Genomic DNA, 17,017 nt, shown 5'->3' with positions numbered 1-17,017 from the left:
AGGTGTGCAAATGTTGGGCGATCAATTGGAATTATCTTGCAACATTGACAGTAGTCAAGACAGCAATTGTCGGCTATAATACAGGCCGCAATCTATTGTAAGGTGTGAAGGAGCAGGAAGATGAACTCGACGCCAGCAGGCGAGGCCATTCAAATCGTTAACGGGCGCTTGCAGGTGCCTGATCACCCAATCATTCCCTTCGTCGAGGGTGATGGCACGGGTCGCGACATCTGGCGGGCTAGCGTGCGCGTGTTTGATGCGGCGGTGGCGCTGGCCTACGGCGGCAAGCGCAAGATCGAGTGGGTCGAGGTCTTGGCCGGTGAGAAGGCTTTCCAGCAGACCGGCAACTGGCTGCCGGATGAAACGATCGAGATCTTTCAGAAGTATCTGGTCGGGATCAAAGGCCCGCTTACCACGCCGGTCGGCGGCGGCATCCGCTCGCTGAACGTCGCCCTGCGCAAGCATCTCGACCTCTATGTCTGCCAGCGTCCGGTACGCCACTTCCCCGGCGTACCTTCGCCGGTCAAGCACCCGGAAAAGGTTGATATGGTCATCTTCCGCGAAAACACGGAGGATGTCTACACCGGCATCGAGTATCGGGGCGGCAGCGCGGAAGCGACCAAGATTATCGAATTTTTGCAGCGCGAATTTCCGAAAGATTTCGACAAGATTCGCTTCGGCACCCCGGAAAAGACCGATGAGTTCCGCCAATTGATCGGCGAGGCGCCGGAGGGCCGGATCGAGGTGGGCATCGGTATCAAGCCGATCAGCCGCATCGGTACCGAGCGAATCATGGCGGCGGCGATCCAGTACGCGATCAACTATAAGCGGAAGAGCATCACCATCATGCACAAGGGGAACATCCAGAAGTTCACCGAGGGCGCCTTCCGCGATTGGGCATACGAATACGCCGAGCGCGCTTTTGGCGATTATGTCTACACGTGGGCGCAGTGGGAGCGCACCAAGGCGGCGCGCGGCGAAGCGGCGGCCAATGCCGAGCAGAAAGAGGCGCTGGCCAGCGGCAAGATTCTGGTCAAGGACACGATCGCCGACATTATCTTCCAGCAGGTGCTGACGCGGCCCGACGAGTTTGATGTGATCGTCGCGCCGAACCTCAACGGCGACTACCTCTCGGATGCGCTGGCAGCGCAGGTAGGCGGGATCGGCATCGCTCCCGGCGGCAATATCAACTACGTCACCGGCCACGCCATTTTCGAGGCGACCCACGGCACTGCGCCGAAGTACGCCGACCTCGACAAGGTCAACCCCGGTTCGGTGATTCTGTCGGGCGAGATGATGCTGCGCTACATGGGGTGGACGGAAGCCGCCGACCTGATTATCGCCGGGCTTGAGCGCACTATCGCCGACAAGACCGTCACCTACGACTTTGCCCGCCTGATGGAGGGCGCGCGCGAGGTGAAGACCTCGGAGTTCGGCAGCTTGATTATCGCCAATATGGAGAAGATCGCTGCCGGGCAGGTGCCGCACCCCGAAGAGACCTTTGGGCCGGAGATTTTGCGCCGGGCCGATGGCAAGGTCTACCCGCACGATAGCGTGGGGGCGGTGATGACGCGGGCCGTGGTGGCCGTGCCGGCGGAGGCGTCGCTGCGCGAGACGGCGATCTACATGCGCGGGCGCAATATCCATTCGGTGATCGTCAAGCCTGACGCGAGCGGTCAGTGGGGCATTATGACGATGCGCGACGTGCTGAAGAAGGTGGTGCGCGAAGGGCGAGCCGTTAATGGCCTGACCGTGGGTGATCTGACCTCACGGCCATTGTTGAGCGTCAGTCCTGAGACGCCGATTGCCGAGTGCGCGGCGTTGATGGTCGAGCGCAACATCCGCCGGCTGGCGGTGGTTGAGAACGGTGAGCCGATCGGGATCATCTCGGAGACCGACATCTTCAGCCACGTCGCTGAGTAAAGAGGCGCAAAGCGAGCAGAGGCGCAGAGGGGTAAACGCAAAGGCGCTAAGATCGCAAAGGACGCTAAGAATTGTTGTAGGGTTGGGGTACAAGCGCGTTTGTACCATCCCCAAAAAACCTTAGCGACCTTTGCGGAGCCGGACAGCCGTCCGGCTCTACGGCGTCTTTGCGTTTCCCGTCTTTGCGGAGCCGGACAGCCGTCCGGCTCTACGGCGTCTTTGCGCCTTGACATTTACAACCGCTCAAGCAATTCCGGCAGGTCGGTGTAATCATACGGCGGACGACGACGCAACGCCAATACCCAAACCCATCCATCGTTCATCATCGCAGACAGCATAGATGATACGCCAGCGTTCCATGCGTATCCGGCGCACTTCGATTCCGGAGCGTAGATCAATATTGGCTGTATTCAACGCAATACTGTCCGGTGGACGTGGTGTGACCGCTAGATCGGCGATGATCCGGCGGATGCGCTGACGTACATGACCGGGTAGGGTGTGGCGCGCGGCATGCACCTCTGGTTCCAGAAAAAGATCGTAGCTCACTCCCACTCCTGATCCACATCTGCCCACCGCAAGGCGCCTGACGCAACCGGCCCGGCGGCAATGCGCTCTTGCAACGCTTGGACGAGGGTTCGATCTTCGACTTCTTCTAATGCCGCAACAATCTGCCGCCACAACTCCGGCGATACCACTACTGCGGTGAGGTTGCCGCGCCGGTCGAGCATGAACTGGACGCTTTGGGCTATGTCGTCAGCGGTCATAGCAGTGCCTTTCTGCGAACATTATTGCTACTGGCATTGTAGCGGCAAAACCAGCGTAACGCAAAACAAACCAAAGGCGCAAAGCGGGCAGAGGCGCAGAGATTTTTTAACGCAAAGGCGCTAAGAACGCAGAGAGCGCAGAGATTTTTAAACGCAAAGACGCTAAGAACGCTAAGGTCGCGAAGGTTTTTGGGGGATGGTGCAAGCGAGCTTGTGCCCCAACCATACAACAATTCTTAGCGTCCTTTGCGGAGCCGGACAGCCGTCCGGCTCTACTGCGTCTTTGCTCCCTCTGCGCCTTGTTATAGCCGGTTGACGACGCGATGGATTCCGTTTTTGAGCAGCCGTTCGCCGAAGTTGATGACGAGTGCGAGCTTGAGACCGGATAACCGCAAATAGGTGAGGGCTTGCGCCGTGAAGATGTCGTGATAGGTTTCGACGGCTTTGCATTCGACGATGACTAACCCGCCGACCAGCAGATCGACGCGCAGCGGGGTGGCGAGGTGGTGTGTTTGTACTGGATCGGCAAGCATTTTTGTTGCTCAACCGCAATCCCGGCTTGCGCCAGCTCCCAGATCAGGGCTTCTTCGTAGACTCGTTCGAGCAGACCCGGCCCGCCGAGGGCGCGATGCACTTCGATGGCGGCGGTGATGATGCGGCGGCTGAGGATGTTTTCGTGCATGGTTGGTTCCTTTGGCTGTAACGGTCTCTACTATAGAAACCGCAGGAACCGGCTAAAAGTTGCGAATCAAAGGCGCACACGAGGCAGAGACGCGGAGGGGGCAGAGACGCAGAGATTTTTAAACGCAAAGGCGCAGAGGGGGCAGAGGCGCAGAGATTTTTAAACGCAAAGGCGCTAAGAACGCAGAGAGCGCAGAGACTTTAAACGCAAAGGCGCTAAGAACGCAGAGAGCGCTAAGGTTTTTTGGGGATGGTACGAGCGCGCTTGTGCCCCAACCATACAACAATTCTTCGCGTCCTTTGCGGAGCCGGACAGCCGTCCGGCTCTACTGCGTCCTTTGCGGAGCCGGACAGCCGTCCGGCTCTACGGCGTCTCTGCTCCCTTTGCGGCTTAGAGGTCGTTGAAGGCGGCGCCGATGCGGGCGATGCCTTCTTCGATCTGGGCGCTGCTTTGGAAGCTGAAGGCGAGGCGGATGGCGTCGTCGCCGTGGCCGGGTTCAGCGAAGCAGGCCGTGCCGGGGAGGAATTCGGCGCCGCGGGTGCGGGCGGCGGCGAGGAGGGCGTTGGCGCTGACGCCGGCTGGGAGCGTGACCCAGATGAAGAAGCCGCCGGACGGTAGCAGGAAGCGCGCGCCGGCGGGGAAGTGGCGGCGGATCGCTGCGGCCATGACTGCGCACTTGGCGGCGTAGTGCTGGCGCAGCGCGGCGATGTGCCGCTCAAGCCGGCCTGCGGCGCTGAAGCGGGCGACGACGCGGGTGATGAAGGGGCCGGTGGTGCCTTCGGCTTTGACCATCAGCAGGCGGTCGATGATTTCACGGCGGGCATACACCCAGCCGATGCGCAGGCCGGGAGCGAGAATCTTGGAGTAGGTGCCAACGCGGATGACCCAGCCTTCCTGATCGAGGGCGGCCAGCGAGGGCAGCGGTTCGCCGGCAAAGCGCAGATCGAGGTAGGCGTCGTCTTCGACCACCGGCACGCCGTATTCGGCGGCGAGCGCCACCAACTGCCGGCGGCGTTCGAGGCTGAGGGTGACGCCGGTTGGGTTGTGGAAGGTGGGAATGGTGTAGATGAACTTCGGACGCCGGCCTTCGGCGGCGAGACGGCGCAAGACATCGGCTAGCGCCGCGACATCCATGCCGTGCTCGTCAACCGGTACTGTCACCAGCCGGGCGCCGCTCTGGAGAAACCGCTTGACCGCGCCGAGAAAGCTCGGCCCTTCAATGATCACCACATCCCCCGGATCGACAAAGATTTCGGGCAAGAGGGCCAGAATCTGGCCGGAGCCATACCCCACCAGCACCTGTTCGGGTTGGGCTGCAACCCCCTCGGCCCGCAGACGCTCCACGATTTGGTCAGTCAAGCCGGGGTAGGACATGGCGTAGTTGAGCGACTCGGCGGCCTCGTAGGCCAGCACCTCGGCAGCGGCGGCCATCAGCTCGGCGCGGGGGAAGAGGTCGGGGTCGGCGAGGCCGTAGGCAAGGCTAATCACTGGGCGGGCCGCCTCGCCGGCAGCGCCGAAGAGCGGCGGCGTCACCTCGCGCACGCGGGTGGCGAACAGATCGATGAGACGGTCGGCGGTTGAGGTCATGAACGTATACTCCTTACATCAACACATCAGGCGCAGAGATCGCTAAGGTTTTAACGCAAAGGCGCGAAGGACGCTAAGAACGCTAAGGTTTTAACGCAAAGGCGCGAAGGACGCTAAGAACGCTAAGGTTTTAACGCAAAGGCGCGAAGATCGCAAAGGACGCAAAGTATTTTGTATGGTGGGGCATAAGCGCGCTTGTACCATTCCCAAAAAACCTTCGCGATCTCTGCGATCTTTGCGTCTTTGCGTTTATCATCCTCTGCGCCTCTGCGGAGCCGGACAGCCGTCCGGCTCTACGATGCGTCTCTAGTATCCGGCTTGTTTGTCAACGACGTTGATCATCGGTTCGTTCTGTAAAAATGCCCGCAGATTCCGGGCGAAGATATCGAGCGTGCGGGCGCGAATATGCGGCGAACTCCACGAGATATGCGGCGTGACAAAGACGTTTGGCAGCTCCCAGAAGGGGCTGTCGGGCGGCAGCGGCTCTTGGGCGAAGACATCGAGGCCAGCGCCGGCGATGCGGCGATCGCGGAGCGCAGCGATCAAGGCGGCTTCGTCAACGATTTCGCCGCGGGCAATATTGATGAGGTAGGCATCTGGCTTCATCAGCGCCAGCTCTGCTCTGCCGAACATGCCACGCGTCAGGGGAGTCAGCGGCGCTGCGATGACGACAAAGTCGGCCTCCGGGAGGAGTGATCTCCATTCCCCCTCACCAACCACCCGCTCGACGCCGGGCATCGGGCGCGGGTTGCGGCGCGATCCCCACACCCGCATGCCGAAGGCGCTGGCCCGTGCGGCGATGGCTTGGCCGATCTGGCCGAGACCGATGATCAGCATCGTCGTGCCGGCCAACTCGCGCAGTTGCATGTCTTGCTCGCGCCACTGGTGAGCGGCTTGCAACTGGTGCAGGCGAGCGGCTTGCTTGACGTGGCTGAGGGCGAAGAGCATGACGAATTCGCTGATCGGGATGGCATGCACGCCGGCGGAGTTGGTGACGATAATGTCGCGCTCGACAATTTCAGGAATGAGCGAGCCGTCCACGCCGGCGCGGGGAATGTGGAGCCAGCGTAGCGCCGGCATCTGGCGCACCAAGCGGGCCAACTGCTCGGGGGTGAAAAACCAGCGCAAGAGCACTTCAGCATCGGCGATCGGCGCTTCCGGTTCACCGTGCTGATCGTACCATACAATGGTCGCCTGCGGCGCAACGGCCTCAATCCGGGGGAGGAGTTCATCGCGCAGCAGACCGGGCAACACGAGCTTCATGGAGTCTCCTCAAGGATGGGTGATGGAACGATTCCAAGGGTATTGTACCTAATCTACGGAAAAGGCTGATCAGTCAAGAGAACGGTTTATAGAGAAAGACGCAAACGAAGCAGAGGCGCAAAGGGGGCAACGACGCAGAGGATGATAAACGCAAAGAACGCAGAGGACGCGAAGACGGGAAACGCAAAGGCGCGAAGAACGCAGAGGGCGCGAAGACGGAAAACGCAAAGGCGCGAAGAACGCAGAGGGCGCGAAGACGGAAAACGCAAAGGCGCGAAGAACGCAGAGGGCGCGAAGTATTTATAGGTGGGGCACAAGTGCGCTCGTACCATTCCCCAAAAACCCTTAGCGATCTTGGCGACCTCTGCGTCTTTGCGGAGCCGGACAGCCGTCCGGCTCTACTGTGCGTACCTTTGCGGAGCCGGACAGCCGTCCGTCTCTACTGCGCCTTCACTTGCACAGAATCGCGTTTCCGCCTATAGTGATAGCATTCGCCGGGAAGCGAAGCCTGCCCGGCTTGTGTTATGTTGTCGCAAAAAAGTTATCACGAGGAGCATATTGGCATGGCAGCGGGAACGACCTCAGATCTGCGCAACGGGATTGTGATTCGCTACAACAACGACCTCTATCAGGTCATCGAGTTTCAGCACGTCGCGCCGGGCAACTGGCGCGCGTTCGTGCGTATGAAGATGAAGAGCCTGACCACCGGCAAGGTAATTGAAGATCGGGTGCGGGCCGGGGCCGAAATTGACATCGTGCGCATCGAGCGCCGCCCGATGCAGTATCTCTACCGCGAGGGCGATAGCTTCATCTTTATGGATAACGACACCTTCGACCAGATTCCGGTCTCGGCGGAGCTGGTGGGTGACGCGGCGAAGTTTATGAAAGAGAACGAAACCGTCGAGCTGGTCTACGACGCTGAGAAGGAAACGATCATCGGCGTTGAGCTGCCGATCTTCGTCAACCTGAAGGTGGTGGAGACGACGGTGGCGGTGCGCGGCGATACGGCGACCAACGTGACCAAGCCGGCTACGCTGGAGACGGGGGCGGTGATTGAGGTGCCGGCGTTCGTCAACGAGGGTGACGTGTTGAAGATCGATACCCGCACCGGCGAATATATCACGCGGGTGTAACGGTACCGCCATACGGCGGTCGTCACGATCACGGTATAACCGTAGAGCCGCACAGTCGTGCGGCTCTACCCATTGACCCCGATCACCTGATGGTTAGGGAGCCGCACAGCCGTGCGGCTTTACAGGATTCGTCACCGGATTAGAAATCGTCATCCGGCATTGGCGGCGTATTGCTGTTCTTCTTGGGTTCGGGGGCCTCGACGATCAACGCCTCGGTGGTCAAGACCATCCCAGCGACGCTGATCGCATTCTCGAGCGCGGTGCGCACCACCTTGGCCGGGTCGATGATGCCAGCTTCCATCAGATCGACGTATTTGCCGGTCATCACGTCATAGCCGAAGTGGTTGTTGTTGCGCTTGCGCTGCTCGTTACGCACATTCTCGACCACCACCGAACCATCCTCGCCGGCGTTGGTCGCGAGCTGGCGCAGCGGCTCTTCGAGCGCGCGGCGGAGGACATTGAGCGCCATGCGCTCCTCTTCAAACTGGGTGGTGACGTGATCGAGCGCCGGGATGGCGTTGAGCAAGGCGACACCGCCACCGGGTACGATCCCCTCCTCAACCGCAGCGCGGGTCGCGTTGAGCGCGTCTTCAACACGGGCCTTGCGCTCCTTCATCGCCGGCTCGGTCGGCGCGCCAACCTTAATCACGGCCACGCCACCCGACAGCTTCGCCACCCGCTCTTGCAGCTTCTCGCGATCGTAATCCGAGGTCGTGGTCTCGATCTGCTGCTTGAGTTGGGCAATGCGGGCTTGAATGGCTTGCTTGTCGCCGTGACCTTCGACGATCACGGTGTTATCCTTGTCGGCCTTGACGCGGCGGGCACGGCCAAGGTCTTGCAGGGTCGCGCTCTCAAGCTTGCGGCCAATCTCCTCGGAGATGACCGTACCGCCGGTGAGGATCGCGATGTCTTGCAGCATCGCCTTGCGCCGGTCGCCGAAGCCGGGGGCCTTCACCGCCAGCGCGTTGAGCGTCCCGCGCAGCTTGTTGACCACCAGCGTCGCCAACGCCTCGCCGTCCACATCCTCGGCGATCACGAGCAGATCCTTCTTGCCGCTGCTCAGCACCGCCTCAAGGATGGGCAGCAGATCCTTGATCGAGCTAATCTTCTTATCGGTAATCAGGATGTAGGGCTCGTCGAGCACCGCCTCCATGCGGGCCGAGTCGGTGATGAAATAGGGCGAGATATAACCGCGGTCGAATTGCATCCCCTCGACCAGCTCGTGCTCGAGGTGGGTGCTCTTGCCCTCTTCGACCGTCACGACGCCGTCGCGACCAATCTTATCCATGACGGTCGCCAGCAACTCGCCAACCTCAGCATCTTGGGCCGAGATGGTGGCGACATTGCGGATCTCATCGCGGGTCTTGAGGGTGATCGCCTGCTCTTTAATGCGGGCGACCAAAGCTTGGCCACCCTTATCGAGACCGCGCTTGAGCAACATCGGGTTCGCGCCAGCGGCTACCAGCTTCAAGCCCTCGTTGATAATCGCTTGGGCCAGTACGGTCGCCGTCGTGGTACCGTCACCAGCGACATCGTTGGTCTTGACGGCGGCCTGCTTGAGCAGTTGCACGCCAAGGTTCGCGAACGGATCCTTCAGCTCAATCTCTTTCGCGACGCTCACACCGTCGTGGGTGACGGTCGGCGCGCCCCACTTCTTATCGAGAGCGACATTGCGGCCACGGGGGCCGAGGGTCGTCTTCACTGCGAGGGCAAGGGTGTCGATACCGTGTTTCAGCGCAGTGCGGGCTTGCTGATCGAAGATCAGTTGCTTCGCCATATCGCTTACTCCTCAATGATACCGAGAATGTCCTTCTCTTGCAGGATCAGATACTCTTCCTCGTCGATCTTAAACTCAGTGCCGGCGTACTTGGCGTAGAGCACGTGTTGGCCAACCTTCACGCTCATCGGGATGAGCTTGCCATCGTCAGCGCGCCGGCCCGGCCCAACCGCGATCACCTCACCCTCCATCGGGCGCTCTTTGCTCGCGGTATCGGGCAGAAAGATGCCGCCTTTGGTCTTCTCTTCCCGCGGCTTGGGTTTCACCACTACCCGATCATGCAACGGTCGAACTTGCACAGGCAACCTCCTGTTGTCTGAGTGCGGGGCGCCGCGCGGGCGACGCCCCAATGCGACTAGCTAGCGGCTTGCCCAGCGCTGCGCGGCGCCGCCAGCGGCTGGCGTTGCCGGCTCAACAGCGCGAAGGCCACAGCAACCAGCACGAGGATCAGGCCGATCCAGAAGGTCTGCGGTTGCGGCAAAGCGATGCCAAGCACGCGGTCAAGCGAGTAGGCGCCGGGAGACCACAGCCCCATCACTGCCGCCAGCACCGCGAGCACAAGGCTGTACTCGCTGCCGCCCTTGCTGATCCACAGGCCATGCGACCAGTGGACGAGAGCAATCGCCGCGATCATCACCGCGATAATCGCCAGCGGGCCGATCGGATGGAGCAGGCCGAGGGCGAAGAGCAAGCCGCCGCCGAACTCAGCCAGACCGGCCATCAGCGCCCAAAAGCGTGGCGCGCGCAGACCCATGCTCGCCAGCCACTCAGTGGTAGCGCGCAAGCCTTGGCCGCCAAACCAGCCAAACAGCTTTTGCGCACCGTGGCCTATCATCAACAGGCCAATCACCACTTGCAGAATGAGCAGGCCAAGATCCATCGTCATCGCGTACCACCTCCTTGATCGCCAACGCACAGCAGCGTCACGCTCACGCGCTCCGCTGTACAGCGATGTTGATTCAAACAGGCGTACACTTGAGTAAATAAAGAAGCGATGTTAGATCGCTATCAACGGAGTGTTAGTAATGTGTTAGAAGATAAAGCGCGTTGGGCCGCCGGCGTTGCATCATCAGACTGGCACAAGTACATGTTCCCGCTTCACAATAGCATTACACATCAAAGAGAACAGTAAACATTTGTTAGAGAAGAACATTGACTCTGTGACCTAGCGCGTGATAAGATAGAAATCATCGGCTTAACAGTGCTACTCTTATAGAATGCGAGGATAGCCATGTCTAGTTTTGCTTCGCTATTTTCAGGGGCGAATTTTCAAGGAACGATCCAGCGTTTTGCCGCAGATAATGGCTGGACTGTGAGTGACATTAACAGTAAGCAAGCTAGGCTGCGCTTCACTGCACGATCAGGCAGCACGCAAATCCTCTACATCACACGCTACGACACTACGCTCGAGTTCTCGGTACCTAGCGCCATCATGTTCAATTCAGAAGATCAGATTCCGCACTATCTCTCAACAATCCTCCTCAAACGCAACGCTCAACGCAAAGTCGGTTTTTGGTGCATCGAAGAGATTCAAAACCGGCAAGTTTATTCATGCATGCACAACGCCGAGCTGCAACTCATTGACAGCAAATATTTTCGCACCGTAGTTGTGGCGCTAGTGGAAGAGTGTGACGAATTCGAGCAAATTATTGCCCGGATGCTGCGATCGTAACGCTACGGATACAATGTTTGCACCGGTTCCATAGCTCGCTCGTGTCATGAGCTTGACCCATCGCAAGCGCACGTTTGAGATCGACCCGCCACCGCCGAGCAGACACCGCTCCAAATCATCGCATTCAACAAGAACAACCACTTGTAATCAGCCCTCGCTAAGCTGATCCCCCAGTTGAGCGAGGGCATTGGGCTATGTCGCCTGACGCTCATCGTATCTATAAACGATGTCACTAGCAGGAGTTTCGACAAGCGGCCCAAGCCCATCACGCTCATTCGTGTTATAAAGCCTCATCTACAGTGAATCATCTCAAAAATGACAATACTTTCATCAATTTACTTAAAATATTGTCATTTTTACGCGCTCTGGTTTGGCCGATTCTCCCTCTTGAAACCCACCAAAGCATCTACTACAATAAACTTTGTCTGTATTGGCTAGCATGCGTATTATCTCGGCTCGTAGCAACCAAGGTTACGCGCTAGGGTTTGTTGTGTCGCGTTCATGAACGAAAGGAGGTGGAGCCAAGATAACTCTGCAACGCCATACAAAGGGGTATGCCGTATTTGGTAGGAGCAAATTGTATGAAGGGGGAATCATGAGTCGCGTATTTCCACGACATGTTCTCGTGGGCCTAACGCTGCTGCTGTCGTTCATCCTCGCTGGAATCACACCCTTACGCCACGTTGAAGCTCAATCAGGCCCTGACCGCCCCAGACCCGGCACACCGCTCACCATTGAGCCATTAACCGCTACGAGCCGCGAAGATGTAGCCGTCAACAAAAATCTTGCCCTCTCGCGCGACGGCAGCCTTGCCAGCGTTTTTCTCAAGCTCGACTCGCCTTCACTAGCCTCTTTTATGGCGCAGAACGGCATCACCAATCTCAATTCCCCCGCTGCCCAGCAATACCTGCGCCAGTTGAACGCTGAAATTGACGCACTCGTTGCCCAAGCCAAGCAACGTGTCCCCGGCCTCATGGTCACTCACCGCTTCGATCTCATTATCGGCGGCGTCTCAGTAGCAGCGCCGGTTAATCAGATCGATCAACTCTACCGGCTGCCCAATGTCATCGGGGTGATTAACGACCGCATTGAAACAATCGAGACCTACCGCACCCCCACCTTCATTGGCGCAACTACAGCGTGGAGCCGCGGCGGCGGTTCGGCTTTTGCCGGCGAAGGCGTCATCTTTGGCGTGCTCGACAGCGGCGTCTGGCCAGAACATCCGTCATTCTCAGACCCCGACCCGCTCGGCAAGCCGTATGCGCCTCCACCGCCAGCACCGGGCAACCCCGGCGGCACGCGCGATTGCAACTTTGGCAGTGCGACACCCGGTGACGCACCATTTACCTGCAACAACAAACTGATCGGCTCATACCGCTTCATGACACTCTACGACTTCTTCATCGGCACAGAGCCCTACGAATTCCTGTCGGGTCGCGACGATGACGGTCACGGCACCCACACCGCTTCGACGGCAGCCGGCAACCGCGGCGTGCCAGCCAGTGATGGCAGCCGGGTATTCGGCACAATTTCGGGCATTGCGCCACGCGCCTACATTATCAATTACAAGGTCTGCGGCGAGCTCGGCTGCTTTTCGAGCGACTCGGCGGCAGCGGTGCAACAAGCGATCCGCGACGGCGTGCATGTGATCAACTTCTCGATCAGCGGCGGCACCAACCCCTACACCGACATCGCCTCGCTCGCCTTCCTTGACGCCTACAACGCCGGCATTCTGGTGTCGGCCTCAGCAGGCAACAGCGGCCCCGGCCCCAACACCGTCAACCACCGCGAACCGTGGGTAGCAACGGTGGCAGCCAGCACCTCAGACCGGTCGTACCTCAGCACGCTGACCGTTACCGGCGTGAGCGGCACCTTCACCGCCGTCGGCGCATCGAGCGGCGCCGGCATTGCCACCCCAGCGCCAATTGTCGTCAACACCGGCGACCCGCTCTGTCTCAACCCAGCCGCACCGGGATCGTTCACCGGCAGGATCGTAGTCTGCCAACGCGGTGTGATTGCCCGTGTCGCCAAAAGCGCCAACGTTGCCGCCGGCGGCGCAATCGGCATGGTGTTGTACAACCCATCACCAAGCAGTCTTGACGCCGATTTCCACAGCATCCCGACCGTGCATATTCAAAACACGGATGGGACAGCGCTGCTCGCCTTCCTCTCGGCCAACCCCGGCGCAACCGCCACCTTCACTGCCGGCGCTCCCGGCCCGATACAGGGTGACGTGATTGCCGGCTTCAGCTCACGCGGCGGCCCCGGCCAAACGCTTGGCATCAGCAAACCCGATGTGACGGCTCCCGGCGTCAACATTTTGGCCGGTTACACAGCTATCGAATACGGCACGCCCGTACCGCAATTCGCCTTCCTCAGCGGCACCTCGATGTCGAGCCCGCACAACGCTGGCGCCGCCATCCTGCTCAAGTGGCTCAACCCAACGTGGACACCGGGACAGATCAAGTCGGCCTTAATGACGACGGCCAAAGCTGCCGGCGTCTTCAAAGAAGATGGGGTTACTCGCTTCACGCCGTTCGATGCAGGTTCAGGCCGGATCGAGCTGCGCAAAGCGTGGGACCCGGGCCTGACCTTTGACGAAACCGGCACGAATTATGTCACGTTGCAGAATGAGCTATGGAACGCGAACTATCCCAGCCTCTACGTGCCGAACATGCCGGGGTTGATTACGGTCAGCCGCACGGTGCGCGAAGTGTCGGGTTACAACAGCTTCTACAAGAGCAGCATCTCGTACCAAGCCGGCCAACCGCGCGACTTCAAAGTGATCGTACCGAAAGAGTTCTTTGTTCCGGCCAACGGCACCTACACCTTCAACATCACGGTTGATGCGCGTGATGTACCGGTCGGCCAAGTGCGGCATGCCGTCGTCGTCTTTACGGAGCGCAACGGCTGTCAAGTGCGCTTCCCAGTAACGATCGTGCGGGGAGAACCGGCAATCAGTATGGAGAAGGAGTGTAATCCGGCGACGCTGGCATTGCGCGGTACGACCAACTGCACGATCACGATCAGCAATACCACCTTCAACAACGTCACCGTCACGATGAACGACACACTGCCGAATCAGTTGAAGCTGGTCAGCGGCAGCGTCACCGGCGGCGCAACCGAAAGCGGCAACGGCGTCACCTTCAGCGGCACCTTAACCGGAGCCGCCCCGCCAGACGTGAGCGCAGGCCGGTTGAGCTTCAATGGGTATCTCTCACTGGCCAGTCTTAGCGCACCGCCGAACGTTAGCCTTGGTGACGAGACACTGGTCAACTTTACCCTCGCCCGTCCATTCCTGTTCGGCGGCCAGAGCTACAACACGATCGCGATGGTGAGCAACGGTTACGCGATAGCCGGCGGCGGCACTGCGGCAGACATTAGCTTCATCAACCGCACCTTCCCCAACTCTGCCCGTCCGAACAACACGCTCGGCGCCTTCTGGACCGATCTCGACGGCAGCGCTGGCGGCAACTACTACGCCTACTTGCTTGGCATTGGCCCATGCAGCAACCCGGCTAACCCCTGCTGGCTCGTCTTTGAATGGGAGAACGCGCCAAATTGGGGTGATGGTGAACTGAACACCTTCCAGATCTGGATCGGGCTGAATGGAGTTGAGGACATCTCTTACTCTTACGGGCCAACTCTTTCCAACGGCGACTTTGGGTATGTCACGATCGGCGCCGAGAACCTGTTCGGCAATCGCGGGGCCAACATCTACAGCGACGACGGCTTTGGCCCTGTGATCGGCACACTTCCAACCGCCGGATCGAACGACGTCTACATTTCAACAACCCCCGGCACACCGGGTCAAACAGTGACGATCACCTTCCGCGCGCAAGGCGTCCGGATCGGACGGTGGACGAACTACGCCGAACTGACCAGCCCGTCCTTCTTCGGCACGTACATCAAGCCGTTCAGCGGCGAGGTAGTGCGTCCGTAAGCACAACCTAAACCCTATACACCGACAACGCCCTCCTATAGTAAACAGACTATAGGAGGACGTACTTTATCGCATACACACAACACTCGCCCCAGTAGAGCCATGGTATAGTTGCGTGCTATCGAACATTATTTGATATTACGTTCTTCTATGCCAGCAGCACCGTCTATCCACAACAACCTCCAGCTTGGGTTACGCGCCAATGGGACGCAATTCAGCCTGCTCGTCTTGATCAACGCCTTCGTCGGCGGCATGGTCGGTATCGAACGCACCGTCTTGCCATTGCTGGCCGAAATTGATTTCGGCTTAGCCTCCAAAACCGCCATCTTGAGTTTTATCGTCAGCTTTGGCATTGTCAAAGCGCTTGCCAACCTGTTTGCCGGCAGGCTCAGTGATCGGATTGGCCGTAAGCGCGTGCTCATCGCGGGATGGATTGTTGGCCTGCCGGTGCCGGTGATCATCATCTTCGCGCCAAGCTGGGACTGGATCGTCTTTGCGAATGTGGTGCTTGGCATCAATCAAGGCTTGTGCTGGTCAACCACGGTCATCATGAAGATCGATCTGGTCGGCCCCCAACAACGCGGTTTAGCCATGGGCCTCAACGAAGCCGCCGGCTATCTGGCCGTCTCGGCAGCGGCGTTCGGCACCGGCTACCTTGCCACCGCGTATGGCTTGCGCCCGCAACCATTTATTATCGGGATCATTATCGCCCTCGCCGGCCTCTTCAGCTCGATCTTCTTGGTGCGCGAAACGCAGGGGCATGCTGCCGTCGAAGCGCGCACCCATCACAACGATGCGCCGTCTGCCGCGCAACCGTCGTTTGCGCACATCCTGCTGCTCACCAGTTGGAAAGATCGCGCGCTCTTCGCCGTCAGCCAAGCCGGTATGTTCAACAACCTCAACGACGGCATGGCGTGGGGTCTCTTTCCGCTCTACTTTGCGCTGCACGGTCTGTCGATCGGCGACATCGGCATCTTGACCGCAATCTACCCAGCGGTATGGGGAATCAGCCAACTCGGCGCCGGCGCGCTCTCAGACCGCGTGGGGCGCAAACCGCTGATCACGCTCGGCATGATCGTGCAGGCCGGCGGCATCTTCCTCTTCATCCTGACCTCAGGCTTCTGGATGTGGGCACTGGGCAGCACCCTGCTCGGCCTCGGCACCGCCCTCGTCTACCCCACCCTCCTCGCCGCCATCGGCGACGTGGCCCACCCCACGTGGCGCGCTTCGGCAGTTGGGGTCTACCGGCTCTGGCGCGACGGCGGCTACGCGCTCGGCGCGCTGTTAGCCGGCAGCTTAGCCGATGCGCTGGGGCTTAGTTGGGCCATTGGCGCAGTTGGCGGCCTCACCCTGCTATCAGGAATCATCGTCGCCACGGTGATGTACGAGACGCTGCCGGGGCGACGCTGACGCATACTGTGGAAGTTACGGCTGCACGCGCGGCCCCATCTGCGATTCGCACAAGAACGGCGGTTGGTTATCACTGCTGTGGTAGGGGTAGAGCTGATCGCCAACCCGCAACAGAATGCGCAAGCCGTCAATTAACACCTGAATGTAAGCCATGCCGGGCCGCGGGCAACCGAGTGATCCATCAGGCCACGTCACCGCTTCAACCGAAGCCACCTCAATTGCGGCGACATCGACCCCCAACCGCTGGGCCAAATCTTGCTTCGCCACATCAATCTGGCGCTGAATAAAGCCATCAAACGGCGGCGTCAACGGCTGAGCATTCGGTGCAGGAGCGGGCTGAATCGGCATAGGTGTCTCCTTGATCGGCAAAACCGTTGGCACCAGCGTCGCTGCCGGCGCAGCGGTTGGCGGCAGAGCAGCCGGCGTCTCGGTTGCAGCGGGAGCCGGCGGTGCGGTTGGATTGGCAGGCAACGGCGTCGCAGTTGGGTCTCCGACCACTGGCGCAGCCGGATCGCGTGTGGCCGCCGGCGGCTGCGTAGGAACGGGTTGGTCAGGCGCTGCGGTCGGCTGGGCCGGCACCGAGGCGGTAGACGCGCCGCAGGCGGTGAGCAAAAATGAAGCGATGATAACGGTCGAGAGGAACGCACGCATAGGCAATCCCTTGCAATCAGAAAACTGCTCTGATGAGATGACGGAAAAGGGACGAAGATAGTTCCTGTATTGGCATTGCGAGCCGCACGCAAGGGCAGAGCGGTGCGCTGCCCGCACGCAGCGCAGCGATCTCCTGCGAGCATGGCAGGCCCGGCCCTGAAGGGCCGGGCTAGGAGTACGAAGCCCGCTGCGCGGGCTGATCACCCTCACCC

General features: G+C 59.9%; 13 protein-coding genes and 1 pseudogene. 5 read left to right on the top strand and 9 right to left on the bottom strand.

Going from position 1 to position 17,017, the window contains the following annotated elements; all coding sequences use genetic code 11:
• Nucleotides 1–120 precede the first annotated feature (120 nt).
• Nucleotides 121–1,923: an NADP-dependent isocitrate dehydrogenase gene (icd, locus tag A6A03_RS15360; protein ID WP_066790040.1), complete on the top strand. Its 1,803-nt coding sequence runs from the start codon at nt 121–123 to the stop codon at nt 1,921–1,923.
• Between the two features lie 270 nt (nt 1,924–2,193).
• On the opposite strand, the gene A6A03_RS15355 is transcribed toward icd, so the two are convergent.
• The 5 genes and pseudogenes from A6A03_RS15355 to A6A03_RS15335 all read right to left on the bottom strand — a co-directional run bounded on the left by A6A03_RS15355 (nt 2,194) and on the right by A6A03_RS15335 (nt 6,219).
• Nucleotides 2,194–2,469, bottom strand: coding sequence for a type II toxin-antitoxin system RelE family toxin (locus A6A03_RS15355; protein WP_216636355.1), 276 nt, complete (start codon nt 2,467–2,469; stop codon nt 2,194–2,196).
• Nucleotides 2,466–2,687, bottom strand: coding sequence for a hypothetical protein (locus tag A6A03_RS15350; protein WP_066790039.1), 222 nt, complete (start codon nt 2,685–2,687; stop codon nt 2,466–2,468). The genes A6A03_RS15355 and A6A03_RS15350 overlap by 4 nt, the downstream gene beginning before the upstream one ends.
• Before the next feature lie 302 nt (nt 2,688–2,989).
• A pseudogene (locus A6A03_RS15345) lies at nt 2,990–3,369 on the bottom strand (GxxExxY protein).
• A gap of 390 nt (nt 3,370–3,759) precedes the next feature.
• Nucleotides 3,760–4,956 carry an aminotransferase-like domain-containing protein gene (locus A6A03_RS15340; RefSeq protein WP_066790037.1) on the bottom strand — a complete coding sequence of 399 codons (1,197 nt, stop codon included), beginning with the start codon at nt 4,954–4,956 and terminating at the stop codon, nt 3,760–3,762.
• Between the two features lie 306 nt (nt 4,957–5,262).
• The gene (locus A6A03_RS15335; RefSeq protein ID WP_066790034.1) at nt 5,263–6,219 is read right to left on the bottom strand and encodes a D-2-hydroxyacid dehydrogenase; all 957 of its coding nucleotides are present in this window, start codon (nt 6,217–6,219) and stop codon (nt 5,263–5,265) included.
• Between the two features lie 563 nt (nt 6,220–6,782).
• Between A6A03_RS15335 and efp the strand changes: the two genes are divergently transcribed.
• The gene (gene efp / locus A6A03_RS15330; protein ID WP_066790033.1) at nt 6,783–7,352 is read left to right on the top strand and encodes an elongation factor P; all 570 of its coding nucleotides are present in this window, start codon (nt 6,783–6,785) and stop codon (nt 7,350–7,352) included.
• Nucleotides 7,353–7,491: 139 nt separating this feature from the next.
• Here efp and groL read toward each other — a convergent pair whose 3' ends face one another.
• From groL to A6A03_RS15315, 3 genes are read right to left on the bottom strand one after another with little or no spacing between them, the layout of a single operon-like run.
• Entirely contained in the window at nt 7,492–9,129 is a 1,638-nt protein-coding gene (gene groL / locus A6A03_RS15325; RefSeq protein ID WP_066790032.1) for a chaperonin GroEL, read from the bottom strand.
• A gap of 5 nt (nt 9,130–9,134) precedes the next feature.
• Complete coding sequence (groES, locus tag A6A03_RS15320; RefSeq protein ID WP_066790029.1) at nt 9,135–9,428, bottom strand: co-chaperone GroES; 294 nt, start codon at nt 9,426–9,428, stop codon at nt 9,135–9,137.
• Nucleotides 9,429–9,484: 56 nt separating this feature from the next.
• Complete coding sequence (locus A6A03_RS15315; protein WP_066790028.1) at nt 9,485–10,015, bottom strand: DoxX family protein; 531 nt, start codon at nt 10,013–10,015, stop codon at nt 9,485–9,487.
• Between the two features lie 345 nt (nt 10,016–10,360).
• On the opposite strand from A6A03_RS15315, the gene A6A03_RS15310 reads away from it, so the two are divergent.
• The 3 genes from A6A03_RS15310 to A6A03_RS15300 all read left to right on the top strand — a co-directional run bounded on the left by A6A03_RS15310 (nt 10,361) and on the right by A6A03_RS15300 (nt 16,154).
• The gene (locus A6A03_RS15310; protein ID WP_066790026.1) at nt 10,361–10,801 is read left to right on the top strand and encodes a hypothetical protein; all 441 of its coding nucleotides are present in this window, start codon (nt 10,361–10,363) and stop codon (nt 10,799–10,801) included.
• A gap of 595 nt (nt 10,802–11,396) precedes the next feature.
• Complete coding sequence (locus tag A6A03_RS15305) at nt 11,397–14,744, top strand: S8 family serine peptidase (RefSeq protein ID WP_066790025.1); 3,348 nt, start codon at nt 11,397–11,399, stop codon at nt 14,742–14,744.
• A 150-nt stretch (nt 14,745–14,894) separates the two neighbouring features.
• Complete coding sequence (locus tag A6A03_RS15300) at nt 14,895–16,154, top strand: MFS transporter (RefSeq protein ID WP_066790024.1); 1,260 nt, start codon at nt 14,895–14,897, stop codon at nt 16,152–16,154.
• 15 nt (nt 16,155–16,169) lie between these two features.
• Here the strand turns inward: A6A03_RS15300 and A6A03_RS15295 are convergent, their stop codons facing one another.
• Nucleotides 16,170–16,805, bottom strand: coding sequence for a hypothetical protein (locus A6A03_RS15295; protein WP_066790023.1), 636 nt, complete (start codon nt 16,803–16,805; stop codon nt 16,170–16,172).
• Nucleotides 16,806–17,017: the final 212 nt, after the last annotated feature.

Source organism: Chloroflexus islandicus, assembly GCF_001650695.1.
GTDB classification, from domain to species: domain Bacteria; phylum Chloroflexota; class Chloroflexia; order Chloroflexales; family Chloroflexaceae; genus Chloroflexus; species Chloroflexus islandicus.
Note: the sequence above shows the minus strand (reverse complement) of the source record. Positions and strands in the feature narration are given on the sequence as shown.

What these genes read in the sequence shown, in the direction of transcription:
- A6A03_RS15350 (WP_066790039.1), bottom strand. Translation starts at nt 2,687, where the DNA reads ATGACCGCTGACGACATAGCCCAAAGCGTCCAGTTCATGCTCGACCGG.
- A6A03_RS15315 (WP_066790028.1), bottom strand. Translation starts at nt 10,015, where the DNA reads ATGACGATGGATCTTGGCCTGCTCATTCTGCAAGTGGTGATTGGCCTG.
- A6A03_RS15305 (WP_066790025.1), top strand. Translation starts at nt 11,397, where the DNA reads ATGAGTCGCGTATTTCCACGACATGTTCTCGTGGGCCTAACGCTGCTG.
- A6A03_RS15340 (WP_066790037.1), bottom strand. Translation starts at nt 4,956, where the DNA reads ATGACCTCAACCGCCGACCGTCTCATCGATCTGTTCGCCACCCGCGTG.
- efp (WP_066790033.1), top strand. Translation starts at nt 6,783, where the DNA reads ATGGCAGCGGGAACGACCTCAGATCTGCGCAACGGGATTGTGATTCGC.
- A6A03_RS15335 (WP_066790034.1), bottom strand. Translation starts at nt 6,219, where the DNA reads ATGAAGCTCGTGTTGCCCGGTCTGCTGCGCGATGAACTCCTCCCCCGG.
- A6A03_RS15295 (WP_066790023.1), bottom strand. Translation starts at nt 16,805, where the DNA reads ATGCGTGCGTTCCTCTCGACCGTTATCATCGCTTCATTTTTGCTCACC.
- groL (WP_066790032.1), bottom strand. Translation starts at nt 9,129, where the DNA reads ATGGCGAAGCAACTGATCTTCGATCAGCAAGCCCGCACTGCGCTGAAA.
- A6A03_RS15310 (WP_066790026.1), top strand. Translation starts at nt 10,361, where the DNA reads ATGTCTAGTTTTGCTTCGCTATTTTCAGGGGCGAATTTTCAAGGAACG.
- A6A03_RS15300 (WP_066790024.1), top strand. Translation starts at nt 14,895, where the DNA reads ATGCCAGCAGCACCGTCTATCCACAACAACCTCCAGCTTGGGTTACGC.
- icd (WP_066790040.1), top strand. Translation starts at nt 121, where the DNA reads ATGAACTCGACGCCAGCAGGCGAGGCCATTCAAATCGTTAACGGGCGC.